The 14394-nt window shown below is 72.3% G+C and carries 8 protein-coding genes; 6 read left to right on the top strand and 2 right to left on the bottom strand.

The window, feature by feature from the left end; all coding sequences use genetic code 11:
* Positions 1-76 precede the first annotated feature (76 nt).
* The 3 genes from CP973_RS07845 to CP973_RS07835 all read left to right on the top strand — a co-directional run bounded on the left by CP973_RS07845 (position 77) and on the right by CP973_RS07835 (position 4066).
* Positions 77-1489: an amino acid permease gene (locus CP973_RS07845; protein WP_150238793.1), complete on the top strand. Its 1413-nt coding sequence runs from the start codon at positions 77-79 to the stop codon at positions 1487-1489.
* 237 nt (positions 1490-1726) lie between these two features.
* Positions 1727-3232 (top strand): amino acid permease, encoded by a 1506-nt coding sequence (locus tag CP973_RS07840; protein WP_150238791.1) that lies wholly within the window; start codon positions 1727-1729, stop codon positions 3230-3232.
* A 192-nt stretch (positions 3233-3424) separates the two neighbouring features.
* A complete protein-coding gene (locus tag CP973_RS07835; protein ID WP_150238789.1) occupies positions 3425-4066 on the top strand; it encodes a superoxide dismutase in 642 nt (213 codons plus the stop codon).
* 156 nt (positions 4067-4222) lie between these two features.
* Here the strand turns inward: CP973_RS07835 and CP973_RS07830 are convergent, their stop codons facing one another.
* A complete protein-coding gene (locus tag CP973_RS07830) occupies positions 4223-4885 on the bottom strand; it encodes a DsbA family protein (RefSeq protein WP_150238787.1) in 663 nt (220 codons plus the stop codon).
* A 122-nt stretch (positions 4886-5007) separates the two neighbouring features.
* Between CP973_RS07830 and pepN the strand changes: the two genes are divergently transcribed.
* Together pepN and CP973_RS07820 are read left to right on the top strand one after the other, a co-directional pair.
* Entirely contained in the window at positions 5008-7590 is a 2583-nt protein-coding gene (gene pepN, locus CP973_RS07825; protein WP_150238784.1) for an aminopeptidase N, read from the top strand.
* Positions 7591-7805: 215 nt separating this feature from the next.
* Complete coding sequence (locus CP973_RS07820; protein ID WP_208853148.1) at positions 7806-8852, top strand: hypothetical protein; 1047 nt, start codon at positions 7806-7808, stop codon at positions 8850-8852.
* Positions 8853-8867: 15 nt separating this feature from the next.
* Here the strand turns inward: CP973_RS07820 and CP973_RS07815 are convergent, their stop codons facing one another.
* Positions 8868-10610 carry a TIGR03767 family metallophosphoesterase gene (locus CP973_RS07815; RefSeq protein ID WP_150238782.1) on the bottom strand — a complete coding sequence of 581 codons (1743 nt, stop codon included), beginning with the start codon at positions 10608-10610 and terminating at the stop codon, positions 8868-8870.
* A 447-nt stretch (positions 10611-11057) separates the two neighbouring features.
* On the opposite strand from CP973_RS07815, the gene CP973_RS07810 reads away from it, so the two are divergent.
* The gene (locus CP973_RS07810) at positions 11058-14393 is read left to right on the top strand and encodes a S8 family serine peptidase (RefSeq protein WP_150238780.1); all 3336 of its coding nucleotides are present in this window, start codon (positions 11058-11060) and stop codon (positions 14391-14393) included.
* Position 14394 lies beyond the last annotated feature (1 nt).

Below are 14394 nucleotides of genomic sequence, written 5' to 3'. Positions count from 1 at the left end.
GACGGGCGGGGAAACTGGGGGAACGACGCGGGGCCCTGTGGAGTTCCCCAAAGACCTTTTGCGAGAGTACGAGCCCATGCACGACGCACCGACCGCCGCCGGAACGCCGCCGCTCAGCGATGGGGCCGGGGAGCGCGAACCGCTGTCCGCCGGGCTCAAACAGCGCCATCTGACCATGCTCGGGCTGGGCGGGGTGATCGGCGCGGGCCTGTTCGTGGGCTCCGGCGCCGGCATCGCGGTGGCCGGGCCCGGCATCGTGCTGTCGTATCTGATCGCGGGCGCGCTGGCCATGCTGATCATGCGGATGCTGGGCGAGATGTCCTCGGCGATGCCCGCTTCCGGCGCCTTCTCGGTGCACGCGGAGCGCGCGCTCGGCCGCTGGGCGGGCTTCAGCGTGGGGTGGCTGTACTGGTTCCTGCTGGTGGTGGTGCTGGCGGTGGAGGCCACCGGCGCGGCGCAGATCGCCAACGGATGGGTGCCCGCGGTCCCGCAGTGGGGCTGGGTGCTGATCTTCATGCTGGTGTTCACGGCCGCCAACCTCACGGCGGTCAAGAGCTTCGGCGAGTTCGAGTTCTGGTTCGCGACGCTGAAGGTCGCCGCGATCGTGCTGTTCCTGGCGCTCAGCCTGCTCGCGATCTTCGGTGTGCTGCCGGACACCGACCCGGTCGGGCTGACCAACCTCACCGGTCAGGGCGGCTTCCTGCCCAACGGCTGGCAGGGCGTGGTCTCCGGCGTGCTCGCCGTCGCCTTCGCGTTCGGCGGCCTGGAGGTCGTCACCATCGCGGCGGCCGAGTCCGACGACCCGGCGCGCAACGTGGCGCGCGCGGTGCGCAGCGCGGTGTGGCGCATCCTCTTCTTCTATGTGGGCTCGATGCTGGTCGTGGTGACCCTGCTGCCCTGGTCGTCGATGCAGCCGGGCAAGAGCCCGTACGTGGCGGTGCTGGACAGCATCGGCGTGCCGGGCGCGGGCCAGATCATGAACGTGGTGGTGTTCGTGGCGCTGCTGTCGGCGCTCAACGCCAACCTGTACGGCTCCTCGCGGATGGTCTTCTCGCTGGCCGAGCGGGGCGAGGCGCCGCGTTCGCTGCTGAAGGTGACGGCGGGCGGGGTGCCGCGCCGGGCGGTGCTGTCGTCGGTGGCGTTCGGCTTCGTCTCCGTACTGCTGAATCTGCTGTGGCCGGACACCGTCTTCCTCTACATGCTCAACGCGGTCGGCGCGGTGCTGTTGTTCGTCTGGGGCCTGATCGCGGTGTCGCAGCTGCGGCTGCGGCGGCAGATCGAGCGCACGGCGCCGGAGAAGCTGACCCTGCGGATGTGGGCGTTCCCGTATCTGACCTGGACGGCGCTGGCGGCCATGGTGGCGGTGCTGGTGCTGATGCTCACCGACGACGGGGCGCGGCCGCAGCTGCTGTGGTCGGCCGCCGCGACCGGCGTGGTGCTGGCGGTCGCGGGCGTACGGGAGCTGCGGGCGCGGCGGGTGCGCGGCTGACCGCGCCGGGGGGCGCGCGGCGGGGCGGGCGAACGGCCGGAACCGGTCGCCCCACTTCCGCTCCGAATCACCCAGGGTCACGTGTCACAACGGTGTGAATGCGGCCAGTCACGATCTCGTCTGAATACCGAACAACTGCTGCACGACTGTTGCCCTGAGCGGACACGGACACTCAAACTGAGCGCGTTTTCCGTCGATCGTCTCGCTCCGCTCTCACTTAATGGGACAGGTACGACCATGAATCGGACACCTTCGTCCACCACGCCCGAGCGCGAGCGGACCGGCCGGGTCCCGGGCGCCGGGTCGTCCCCGGACGGCACCGGACCGGCCGCGGCGGGCCCGGACGCCGGCCCGCCGCTGTCCAACGGACTCAAGCAGCGGCACCTGTCGATGATCGCCCTCGGCGGTGTGATCGGCGCCGGGCTGTTCGTCGGCTCCAAGGAGGGCATCGCGGCGGCCGGCCCCTCGATCGTCCTCGCCTACGCCGTCTCCGGCTGCCTGGTCATGCTGGTGATGCGGATGCTCGGCGAGATGGCGGCGGCCAGCCCCGCCTCCGGTTCGTTCTCCGTGCACGCCGGGCGCTCGATCGGCCCGTGGGCGGGCTTCACCACGGGCTGGATGTTCACCGCGCAGCTGTGCGTGGCGGTCGCGGCCGAGGCGATCGGCGCCGCCGGGATCATGACCGGCTGGTTCCCGGACACGCAGCCCTGGATGTGGGTGCTGCTGTTCATGGTGGTCTTCTGCGGCGCCAACCTGGCGGCGGTCAGCAACTTCGGCGAGTTCGAGTTCTGGTTCGCGGCCCTGAAGATCACCGCGATCGGCATCTTCCTGGTCCTCGGCCTGCTGGCCATCTTCGGTGTGCTGCCCGGCACGTCCGCGCCCGGCGCGGCCCATCTGACCGGCGACGGCGGCTTCCTGCCCAACGGCTCGGACGGCCTGGTGATCGGCCTGCTGGCCTCCGTCTTCGCGTACGGCGGCCTGGAGACCGTGACGATCGCGGCGGCCGAGTCCAAGGACCCGGTGCGCGGCGTGGCGCGGGCCGTGCGCACCGCGATGTGGCGCATCGCGCTGTTCTACGTCGGCTCGATGGCGGTCATCGTGACCGTCATCCCCTGGAACAACGCGGACATCGCCAAGAACGGCCCGTACGTCGCGGTGCTGGACTACCTGCACATCCCCGCGGCCGGCCAGATCATGAACGTGGTCATCCTGATCGCGCTCCTGTCCGCGATGAACGCCAACATCTACGGCTCCTCCCGGATGGCGCACTCCCTGTCCGCCCGCGGGCAGGGCCCGCGCTTCCTGCGCACGGTCAGCGGCGGCGTGCCGCGCCGCGCGGTGGTCCTCTGCTCGGCCTTCGGCTTCCTCGCGGTGCTGTTCAGCTACTGGTGGCCGGAGACCGTCTTCCAGTGGCTGCTGAACATGGTGGGCGCGGCGATCCTCGTCGTGTGGGGCTTCATCGCCGTGGCGCAGCTGCGGATGCGCCGCCGGCTGGAGCGCGAGGCGCCGGAGAAGCTGGTCGTACGGATGTGGCTCTTCCCCGTGCTGACGTGGGTGGCGCTGGCCGGTGTGGTGGCGGTCCTGGTGCTGATGCTGCGGGACGAGAACCAGCGCATGCAGCTGTACTTCACCGGGGGATTCGGCGTGGTGCTCGTCGTCGTCGGTCTGCTCCGGCAGCGAATGGCCGGCCGGAAAACAGCCGAACGGGATCTGCCGGCCGTCACCCCGCCGAATTCCCACTAGTTCGGTAAGCCTTACCTCACTAATAGCGCGGCTCTTTTCGGAGACGGCGCCCGGCCTCGGACCGAGGTCGGGCGCCGTCTCCTTCTTTTGGCCCAGTCCCCTCCCCACGGCCGGTTCGTGATCACTCATGCTGATAACGTGCAGATGCAAGTCGGTTGCAATTAAAGGTCGTAAGCAGCTGGAGGGCTCGACATGGCCACGTACACACTTCCGGAACTTCCGTACGACTACTCGGCGCTCGCGCCCGTCATCAGCCCCGAGATCATCGAGCTGCACCACGACAAGCACCACGCGGCCTACGTCAAGGGCGCCAACGACACCCTGGAGCAGCTCGCCGAGGCGCGTGACAAGGATCAGTGGGGCTCGATCAACGGCCTGGAGAAGAACCTCGCGTTCCACCTCTCCGGCCACATCCTGCACAGCATCTACTGGCACAACATGACCGGCGACGGCGGCGGCGAGCCGCTGGAGAAGGACGGCGTCGGCGAGCTGGCGGACGCCATCGCGGAGAACTTCGGCTCGTTCGCCAAGTTCAAGGCGCAGCTGTCCAAGGCCGCCGCCACCACGCAGGGCTCCGGCTGGGGCGTACTGGCCTACGAGCCGGTCACCGGCCGCCTCATCGTCGAGCAGGTCTACGACCACCAGGGCAACGTCGGCCAGGGCTCGGTCCCGATCCTGGTCTTCGACGCCTGGGAGCACGCCTTCTACCTCCAGTACAAGAACCAGAAGGTGGACTTCATCGAGGCGATGTGGAAGGTCGTCAACTGGCAGGACGTGGCCAAGCGCTACACCGCCGCCAAGGAGCGCGCCAACAACCTGCTGCTCGCCCCGTAAGCGGCGGGCGCGGTCCGGCGCCGACAGGCGTCCTGCCTCGTGATCGTCTTCTCACCCTTCACCTGGCAGGCGGATGAAGGAGAGGCCCCCGTGAGGACGTGACTCGCGGGGGCCTTTCTGTGCGCGGCGGCGTGCCGGACCGACGCGCGCCGCGCCTCAGTCGAAGACCGGCCCCCGCGTCCGCGTCCGCTTGATCTCGTAGAAGCCGGGGATGGAGGCGACCATCAGGGTGCCGTCCCACAGCTGGGCGGCCTGCTCGCCCTTGGGTGCCGGGGTGACGACCGGGCCGAAGAAGGCGATCGGATCGCCGTCGGGGCCGGGGACCGCGATGACCGGGGTGCCCACCTCCTGGCCCACCAGGTCGATGCCCGCCTTGTGGGAGGCGCGCAGCTCCTTGTCGTACGTGTCGGTGCCGGCCGCGTCGGCCAGTGACGCGGGCAGGCCGGCCTCCTCCAGGGCGACGGCGATCGTCTCCTCGGTGCGCGGCAGGCCCTGGTTGTGGAAGCGGGTGCCGAGCGCGGTGTAGAGGGGGGCGAGGACCTCGGGGCCGTACTGCTGCTCGGCGGCGACGCAGACCCGCACCGGGCCCCAGACCACCCCGCCGGGGCGGTTCTTCTCGCGGTACTCCTCGGGCAGTTCGTCGAGCTTGTCCTCGTTCAGCACGCCCAGGCTCATCACGTGCCAGCGCACCTCCACCGGGCGCACCTTCTCCACCTCCAGCATCCAGCGGGAGGTCAGCCAGGCCCATGGGCAGGACGGGTCGAACCAGAAGTCGGCCGGGGTCTTGGCGGTCCCGGCGGCGGCAGGAATCTCGGACACGGTGGCTCCTCGGGCGTGCGGTTCGGTGGCCGATCGGCGGATCGGTGACCGCTTCAACCGGTGTCCGGCGTGCCATGATTCCCCGTGTTCGACATACGAGACGAGGGCGAGGGAGTCACGTCGTGCCCGGTGAGAATCTGACCCGAGACGAGGCCCGGGAGCGGGCCGGACTGCTGCGCGTCGAGGGGTACGACGTGGCGCTGGACCTGCGGTCGGCCGTCGGGGAGGGCGAGGCCGCGCAAACCTTCCGCTCCCGCACCACCGTGCGCTTCACCTGCGCCGAGCCCGGCGCCGCGAGCTTCGCGGACCTCGTGGCGCCGTCGGTCACCGCCGTCACCCTCAACGGCCGCGAGCTGGACCCGGCGGAGGTCTTCGACGGCACCCGTATCGCCCTGGCGGACCTGGCGGCGGAGAACACCCTGGTGGTGGACGCCCGGTGCGCGTACAGCCGCACCGGTGAGGGCCTGCACCGCTTCGTCGACCCCGAGGACGGCGAGGTCTACCTCTACACCCAGTACGAGCCCGCCGACGCCCGCCGGGTGTTCGCGAACTTCGAGCAGCCCGACCTGAAGGCACCGTTCCGCTTCGAGGTGACCGCGCCCGACGGCTGGGTGGTGCTCAGCAACGGCGCCCAGGTGGGCGAGCCGGAGGACGGGACGTACCGCTTCGCCGAGACACGGCCGATCTCCACGTACATCACGGCCGTCGTCGCGGGCCCGTACCACTACGTCTCGGACACCTACCGGCGCACCCTCGCCGACGGCACCGAGCTGGAGATCCCGCTCGGCGCGCTGTGCCGCAAGGGGCTGGCGCGGCACTTCGACCCCGAGGACATCTTCACCGTCACCAAGCAGGGCCTGGACTTCTTCCACGACCACTTCGACTACCCGTACCCGTTCGGGAAGTACGACCAGGCCTTCGTGCCCGAGTACAACATCGGCGCGATGGAGAACCCGGGCTGCGTCACCTTCCGCGAGGAGTTCGTCTTCCGCGGCAAGGTGACCGACGCGTCCTACGAGCGCCGCGCCAGCGTCATCCTCCACGAGATGGCGCACATGTGGTTCGGCGACCTCGTCACCATGCGGTGGTGGGACGACCTGTGGCTCAAGGAGTCGTTCGCCGACTTCATGGGCGCGCTGTCGCTGGTGGAGGCGACCCGCTTCACCAACGGCTGGATCACCTTCGCCAACGGCCGCAAGGCCTGGGCGTACCGCGCCGACCAGCTCCCCTCCACCCATCCGGTCACCGCCGACATCCGCGACCTGGAGGACGCCAAGCTCAACTTCGACGGCATCACCTACGCCAAGGGCGCCGCCGTCCTCAAGCAGCTGGTGGCGTACGTGGGGCGGGACGCGTTCCTGGAGGGCGCGCGGCGCTACTTCAAGCGCCACGCGTACGGCAACACCCGCCTGGCCGACCTGCTGTCCGTCCTGGAGGAGACCTCCGGCCGCGACCTGGCCACCTGGTCGCGCGCCTGGCTGGAGACGGCCGGCGTCAACGCGCTGACCCCGCAGGTCACCTATGACGCCGAGGGCCGCATCACCGAGCTGACCATCCAGCAGGAAGCGGTCTCCGAGCGCCCCGAGCTGCGGCCGCACCGGGTCGCGGTGGGCCTGTACCGGCGGGAGGGCGCGGACGGCGCGCTGGTCCGCTACGCCCGCGCCGAGCTGGACGTCTCCGGCCCGAGCACCGTCGTCACCGAGCTGACCGGCGCCGAGCGCCCGGAACTGGTCCTGGTCAACGACGACGACCTGACGTACTGCAAGGTCCGCTTCGACGAGCGGTCGCTGGCCACGCTGCGCGGCCACCTCGGCGAGATCACCGAGCCGCTGTCGCGCGCGCTGTGCTGGTCCGCGGTGTGGGGCCTGACCCGCGACGGCCTGATGCCCGCCCGCGACTACCTCGCGCTGGTGCTCTCCTTCGCGGGCCGCGAGTCGGACGTCGGCGTGCTCCAGACGCTGCACGCGCAGGCCCGCTACGCGCTCACCCACTACACGGCCGCCGGCCACCGCGACCTGGCAGCGCGGGAACTGGCGCAGGGCGCGCTGCACGAACTGCGGCTGGCCGAGCCGGGCAGCGGCCACCAGCTCTCCTGGGCGCGGTTCTTCGCCTCGGTGGCCACCACGGCGGCCGACCTCCAGCTGCTCCAGGGCCTGCTGGACGGTACGGCGCGCATCGACGGCCTCGACGTGGACCAGGAGCTGCGCTGGACGTTCCTGGAGCCGCTGGCCGCGCACGGCGCCGCCGACGAGGCGGCCATCGACGCCGAACTGCGGCGCGACGACACCGCCTCCGGCCGCCGCCACCACGTCCGCTGCCTGGCCGCCCGCCCCTCGCCCGAGGTCAACGCGCGGGCCTGGGCGGACGTGGTGGAGTCCGACGCGCTGTCCAACGCCCTGGTCGAGGCGACGATCTCCGGCCTCGTGCAGGCGAACCAGCGGGAGCTGCTGGCCCCGTACGCGCCCAAGTACTTCGCCGCCATCGAGCGCGTGTGGCGGGAGCGGTCGATCGAGATCGGCATGGCCGTGGTGCGGGGGCTGTTCCCGATGCTCCAGGGCGACCAGGAGACGCTGGACGCGGCGGACGCCTGGCTGACGGAGCACTCGTCGGCGCCGCCCGCGCTGCGGCGGCTCGTGTCGGAGGCGCGGGACGACCTGGCGCGGGCGCTGCGCGCGCAGGCCTGCGACACGCAGGCCGCGCGGTAGGCCCGGCCGCCGATCTCCCGCCCGGCGGGCGGGCGGTATGCGCACCCGGACACCCGTACAACTGACCGGGTGCGCACGCCGGCGCTCGCCGTGCCGGGCCGAACCTGCCGTTTTCGGCAGTCGAACGCCCGTACTTTAGGACGGCGTTGTCCGGGTTTGTCGACGGGCGTGTAACAGGCGTTAGGAGGCGGGGCGGGCGCGGGAATGGCCCGGGCATGAACCACACTTCCCCTGGCTCCGGCGGGGAGTCACCCACCCCGCTCTCCCCCCGTCCGCTGCACAGCCGCCCCGGTGCCGGGCCGCGCGTCCTGACCACCCGCCAGCTGCGCGAGCACGGCGTCGACGCCGCGGAGGCCGCCGAGCGGTGCCGCCCCGGCGGCCCCTGGCAGCAGGTGCTGCCGGGTGTGCACCTGCTCCACCCCGGGCCGCCCACCAGCGAGGAGCGGCTGCACGCGGTGCTGCTCTACGCGGCGCACCGGCAGCCCCCCGTCCCCGCGCAGGGCGGCACCGCGCCCGAAGGCGAGCCGATGATCACCGGGCTGGCGGCGCTGGCCCTGCACCGCTTCTCGTCCGCTCCCCCGCTGCTGTCCCTGGACCGGATCGAGGTCCTGGTGCCGCGCACCCGGCGGCTGCGCACCTCCGGCTTCGCGCGCGTCGTCCGCGCCCAGGTCATGCCGCGCCCGCAGCGGATCACCGGGGTGCCGGTCGCCCCCGTGCCCCGCGCGCTGGCGGACGCCGTCGGCAGGCTCACGGACGCCTGCACGGTACGGCGGCTGCTGACCGAGGCGGTGCGCGGCGGACACTGTGAAGCGGCCGCGGTGGTACGCGAGTTCAGCCAGGCCCGGCTGCTGAACCAGCCGCACGTGGTGGACGCGGTGGACGCGCTGCTGGCCGAGGGCCGCGCGATGGCCGAGGGCCGGCTGTACGACCTGGTGCGGGAGTACGGCCTGCCGGACCCGCTGTGGAACGTCGAGCTGCGGCTGCCCGGCGGCCCCCACCTGGGCGGGGTGGACGCGTACTGGCCCGAGCAGGCGGTGGCCGTGGAGATCGACGCGCGGGCGCCGCGCCAGGACGAGGACGCGCTCTGGTCGGAGTACGCCCGCAAGCGCGAGCACCTGGAGCAGCTGGGCATCACGGTCGTCCACGTCACCCCGCGCGCGCTGCGCGACGCCCCGGAACAGCAGGCGGCGGTGGTCCGTACGGCCCTGATGGCGGCGGACGGCGAGGAACCGGGCTCGTACGTGGTGGTGCTGCCGCGCTGAGCCCGCAGGCGCACGTCAGCGCCGCTCCAGCAGCAGCTCGGTGTTGCGGTCGCCGGGACCGCCGGCGAGATCGCTCCGCGCTCCCGGCGCGTTGCAGGACAGTTCGCGGTAGAGCGCCGCCAGGCCCCGCTGCGAGAGATCACCGAAGTCCGTACGGGACGGCGCGCCCGACTCCACGAGCGTGGTGAACAGGGACAGGGTGCCGTCGCGGTTGTCCGTCACCTCCACGACCCGGGCCAGCTGCGGGAAGTCGACGTGCGAGGCGGTGGTGACCTCCCAGAACGTGCCGTGCGGGGTGATCAGGTTGCGGTGGCTGTGGCCGTTGATCCACGCCCGTACGTTGCGGTGCCGCGCGAGCAGCGCCACCAGCTCGGCCCCGCCGTGCCGCCGCTCGGCCGGGTGGGCCGGGTCGGGCACGGCGTTGTCCATCGACGTACTGGTGTGGTGGCTGAAGACGAGGACGTGCTCGTACGGGTGGGCCCGCAGCGTGCGGTCGAGCCAGCGCAGCTGTCCGGAGCCGAGCGAGCCGGTGTGGTGGCCGCCGGGGTCGGTGGTGTCGAGGCTGATGCCCACCACGTCCTCCGCGATGCGGAAGGTGTAGTACAGCCGGTCCGCGTCGAGGTCGGCCGCCGTGTAGCCGTGGCCGCGCGGTCCCGGGCCGGTGTACCGGGGGTCCAGGTGCGCGCGCAGGTAACCGGCGCGGGTGAAGGGGACGCGGCGCTCGTCCGGGGTGACGGTGCGCGCCCGCCGCCCGTGCGCCTTCAGCAGGTCCGCGAACTCCCGCCGCCCGGGGCCGGGGCCGCCGAGCACCGCGAGGTAGGCGCGGATCGCCTCGTCGGCGGGCAGCAGTTCCAGCTTGCGTCCGCCGGTGGCGACCTCGGCCAGGAACGGGTCGTCGGGGGCGCAGCAGCCGCCGGGCAGCGAGTCGTGGTTGCCGGCGGTCGAGTACCAGGGCAGGCGCAGTCCCGGGCTGGTGACCGTGCGGGTCGCCGCCTCCAGGAAGCCGGGCACGCCGGGGAAGCCGCGCAGCTTGTCGGCGTCGCGCAGGTCGCTGTCCGGCTGCCAGTAGAGGGGGTGGCCGCTGTTCTGCACGCCTTCGTAGTGCCGGGGGTCGCCGGAGTTGGGGGTGATCCGGCCGCCGCTCAGCGCGGTGAGGAACCAGTCCAGTTCGATGCCGGAGTTGTTGTCGGTGTTGTCGCCGGTGGTCATCGCGAAGGACAGCGGCGCCCCGGTGGCGGGCCCGCCGGGCAGGCTGTTGACGCGTTCGACGAGGGAGACGGCGCCCGCGACGGACAGTGCCTCCTGCGGGCGCCAGGCACCGGCCGCCCGCACCCGCAGGTATTCGTGGCGCAGCGGGTGCTGCACATCGACCAGGTGCAGGTCGGTGAGCTGCACGAAGGAGGCCAGTACGGTGCGCCGGTCGTCCCGGCCGGGGCGCGCGGCGGCGAGTTCGGCGCGTACGACGCGGTGCCAGCCGGGGCCCTCGGCGAGCCTGCGGTAACCGGCGGCGCCGCGCGGGGTGGCCACCGAGGCGAGGGTGGTGCCCTCGGTGTACGGCACCCGGGGAACGGGCGGCGCGGCGACCGGTTCCGGGGCGACGAGGGGCGGGGCGGATCTGTCCGGCGCGGCGGTCGGTGCGGCACCGGTCCCGTACGCCAGCGCGAGCGCGGTCGTGGCGCCGACGGCGCCGGTGGCGGTGAGGAAGGCCCGGCGGTCCAGGCCGGGGACGGTGGGGGCGGCGGACCGTGTACGGGGCATGCGCGAGCTCCCTGGTACGGACGGGCAGCGGCGAGGGCAGCGCGGGACCCCCGCAACTGCCCTTTCACCAGGGAGCGTTGGCAGCCGGGATGGACCCCGGGTGAACCGTGCGGCAACGCCGGCCGCCGATCGCCGGACAGGGATCACAGCGGTCGGCGATGGTTACCGGGCTCTCGGACCAGGGGCGGGCCGAGGTCACCGGAGGTTCATGTCGCGGGGTAGGGGGGCGGCGGCCCGGACCGGCCGGGCGCCGGGTGCCGGGCGCCGGGTGCCGGGTGCCGGGCACCGGAAACCGGGCGAGGAAGACACCCGGCGTGCGGCCCGCACAGCCCGGACGAATGTTCACAATCTTGTGATCACATTCCTCCCCAAAAACCGCCCCCTTACGTCATATTGAGCGGTCATACAGGTCCGATTTCCGGACCCTTCACCCTGAAGAGGTGTGTGATGACCCCCGACACCCCCCGCCCGGCCGCCGGCCGGGCCAGACGCACGGCCCGGCTCGCGGCCGTCGCGGCCGTCGCCGTGGCGACCGCGGCCGGACCCGCCCTCACCGCCGCCGGCACCGCCCACGCCGCCGGAACCGACGCGGACCCCCGGATATCCGCCGGCACCACGGCCGAGCCCAAGGGCCCGCACGACAAGCTCGGTTCGCAGGACGCCGAGCTGCTGGCCCGCGCGAAGGCCGGCGGCGCCCGGTTCGTCTCGATGATGCTCGCCACCGCGCCCGGCGCCACCGAGCAGGCCGCCGCCGGCCTCGACTCCCTGAAGGGCGCCTCCGTCGGCCGTACGGACGACAAGCTCGGCTACGTACGCGCCACCGTGCCCACCGCCCAGGCCGACGCCGCCATCGCGAAGATGCAGAAGCTGTCGGACGTGCACGCCATCGACCTGCGGCAGGAGATCAAGCTGCCGGACCCGCGGCCCGACGCGGGCGGCGGGGCCAAGGGAAAGCCGCAGGCCGGCGGATACCCGGCGCCCGGCAAGGACACCCCGGCGAAGAACCCGTACCAGCCGTCCTTCGAGACCGGCGCGGTGGACTTCGTCCGCGACCACCCGAAGGCCGACGGCCGCGGCGTGACCATCGGCATCCTCGACTCCGGCGTGGACCTGGCGCACCCCGCGCTGCAGAAGACCACCACCGGCGAGCGCAAGATCGTCGACTGGGTGACCGCGACCGACCCGATCAGCGACGGCGACCAGACCTGGCGCCCGATGACCACCGCCGTCTCCGGCCCGTCCTTCACCTACAACGGCCGGACCTACAAGGCCCCCGAAGGCTCCTACCGGATCAGCACCTTCGCCGAGGCCGCCACCACCGGCGGCGACATGAAGGGCGACCTGAACCGCGACGGCGACACCACCGACCGCTGGGGCGTGCTCTACGACCCGGCCGCCGGCACGGTCCGGGTGGACCTGAACGACAACGGCGACTTCACCGACGACAAGCCCATGAAGCCGTACAAGGACGGCTTCGACATCGGATGGTTCGGTGCGGACAAGCCGGACACCCCGATCGCCGAGCGCATCCCGTTCACGGTGGAGATCCGCAAGGACGTGCCGATGGACCCGTACGGCGGGGACTGGGCGGGCAAGAAGGCCGACTTCGTCAACATCGGCGTCGTGGAGTCCGAGCACGGCAGCCACGTCGCGGGCATCACCGCCGCCAACGGCCTGTTCGGCGGGAAGATGAACGGCGCGGCGCCCGGCGCCAAGCTGGTCTCCTCGCGCGCCTGCACCTGGAGCGGCGGCTGCACCAACATCGCGCTCACCGAGGGCATGATCGACCTCGTCACCAAGCGCGGTGTGGACATCGTCAACATGTCGATCGGCGGCCTGCCCGCGCTCAACGACGGCAACAACGCCCGCGCCGAGCTGTACACCCGGCTGATCGACACCTACGGCGTCCAGCTGATCATCTCGGCGGGCAACAGCGGCCCCGGCGCCAACACCATCGGCGACCCGGGCCTGGCCGACAAGGTCATCAGCGTCGGCGCGTCCATCTCGAAGGAGACCTGGGCCGCCAACTACGGCTCGGCCGTGACGCGCAAGTACGCCATGCTCCCGTTCTCCTCCCGCGGCCCGCGCGAGGACGGCGGCTTCACGCCCGTCATCACCGCGCCCGGCGCCTCCGTCAACACCATCCCCACCTGGGAGCCCGGCGGCCCCACCGCCGAAGCGGGCTACGACCTGCCGCCCGGCTACGCCATGCTCCAGGGCACCTCGATGGCCGCGCCGCAGGCCACCGGCGCCTCGGCCCTGCTGCTGTCCGCCGCGAAGCAGCAGCGCGTCGCGCTGCCCCCGGCGAAGCTGCGCACCGCGCTCACCTCGACCGCCCGGCAGATCAAGGGCTTCCAGTCGTACGAGCAGGGCTCCGGCCTGATGGACATCCGGGCCGCCTGGTCCGCGATCCGGCACGGCGCCGCCGCGCACGAGTACACGGTCCGCGCCCCGGTGAAGACGGCCCTGTCCGACCACCTGAAGACGCCCGGCTACGGCACCGGCCTCTACGACCGCGAGGGCGGCCTCAAGGTCCGGCAGTCGCGTACGTACGAGATCACCCTCACCCGTACCACCGGCCCCGACCGTCCCGTCCGGCACGAGCTGGACCTGATCAACAACGACGGCACCTTCGATCTGCCGGACGAGGACGGCGCCGTCTGGCTGCCGCTGAACCGGCCGGTGACCATCGAGATCACCGCCAAGCCGCGCGCCGCCGGCCTGCACAGCGTCACCCTGGACCTGGACGACCCGCGCACCGAGGGCGTGGACCGCAAGATCCTCGCCACCGTGGTGGCCGCCGAGCCGCTGGCCGCGCCGTCGCACACCCTCGCCAAGTCCGGCACCGTCCAGCGCAACGCCACGACCTCGTACTTCATCGCCGTCCCGCAGGGCGCCAAGGCCCTCCAGGTCACGATGGGCGGGCTCGCGGCGGGCAGCCAGACGCGCTGGATAGCGATCACCCCGCAGGGCGTCCCGGCCGACCCGACCAGCACCCCGAACTGCTACCCCAACTACCCGAACCCGGCCAACACCTGCGACCCGGCGCGGCGCACGTACCAGAACCCGGCGCCCGGCGTCTGGGAATTCGAGGTCGAGGCGCGGCGCACCTCGCCGCTGCTGGACAACCCGTACACGGTCACCGCGTCCACCATCGGCACCACCTTCGACCCGGCCGTCCGCGTCCTGCCGGAGGTCAAGGCCGGCACCGCGACCGCGGTGGACTGGAAGGTCACCAACGCTTCCGCCGCCTTCGACGGCACCCTCAAGGGCGGCGAGCTGGGCTCGTCCCGTACGCAGCGCCCGACGGTCAAGGAAGGCGAGTCGCAGCGGTACGAGGTCGTCGTGGGCAGCGGGGTGTCCCGGCTGGACGCCGCGATCGGCGCGCCCGCCGACGCCAAGGCCGACCTGGACCTGAGCGTCCTGCTCGACGGCAAGGTCGTCGCCTCCTCGGCGACCGGCGGCTCGGACGAGTCGGTCAGCGTGGCCAAGCCCGCGCCCGGCACGTACACCGTCGTCGTGGACGGCTACGCGGTCCCCGCGGGCAGCACCGCCTACGACTACCGTGATGTGTATTACGCCGCCGCGCTCGGCTCGCTCAAGACGGACGAATCGAAACCGGTGAAGCTGGGTAGCGGAGCATCGGCGCAGGTCACGGCCGAGGTTACGGCCGCGGGCCCGGCCCCCGCCGGACGCGAGTTCTCCGGCGAGGTCCGGCTGCTGAACCCGTCCGGCACGGTCACCGGCAGCGGCGCCGTGCGCATCGAAAAGGTCGTGCCGTAGC

The organism is Streptomyces albofaciens JCM 4342 (genome assembly GCF_008634025.1).
In the GTDB taxonomy this organism is placed as follows: Bacteria; Actinomycetota; Actinomycetes; order Streptomycetales; family Streptomycetaceae; genus Streptomyces; species Streptomyces albofaciens.
Note: the sequence above shows the minus strand (reverse complement) of the source record. Positions and strands in the feature narration are given on the sequence as shown.

What these genes read in the sequence shown, in the direction of transcription:
- CP973_RS07845 (WP_150238793.1), top strand. Translation starts at nt 77, where the DNA reads ATGCACGACGCACCGACCGCCGCCGGAACGCCGCCGCTCAGCGATGGG.
- CP973_RS07840 (WP_150238791.1), top strand. Translation starts at nt 1,727, where the DNA reads ATGAATCGGACACCTTCGTCCACCACGCCCGAGCGCGAGCGGACCGGC.
- CP973_RS07835 (WP_150238789.1), top strand. Translation starts at nt 3,425, where the DNA reads ATGGCCACGTACACACTTCCGGAACTTCCGTACGACTACTCGGCGCTC.
- CP973_RS07820 (WP_208853148.1), top strand. Translation starts at nt 7,806, where the DNA reads ATGAACCACACTTCCCCTGGCTCCGGCGGGGAGTCACCCACCCCGCTC.
- CP973_RS07815 (WP_150238782.1), bottom strand. Translation starts at nt 10,610, where the DNA reads ATGCCCCGTACACGGTCCGCCGCCCCCACCGTCCCCGGCCTGGACCGC.
- CP973_RS07810 (WP_150238780.1), top strand. Translation starts at nt 11,058, where the DNA reads ATGACCCCCGACACCCCCCGCCCGGCCGCCGGCCGGGCCAGACGCACG.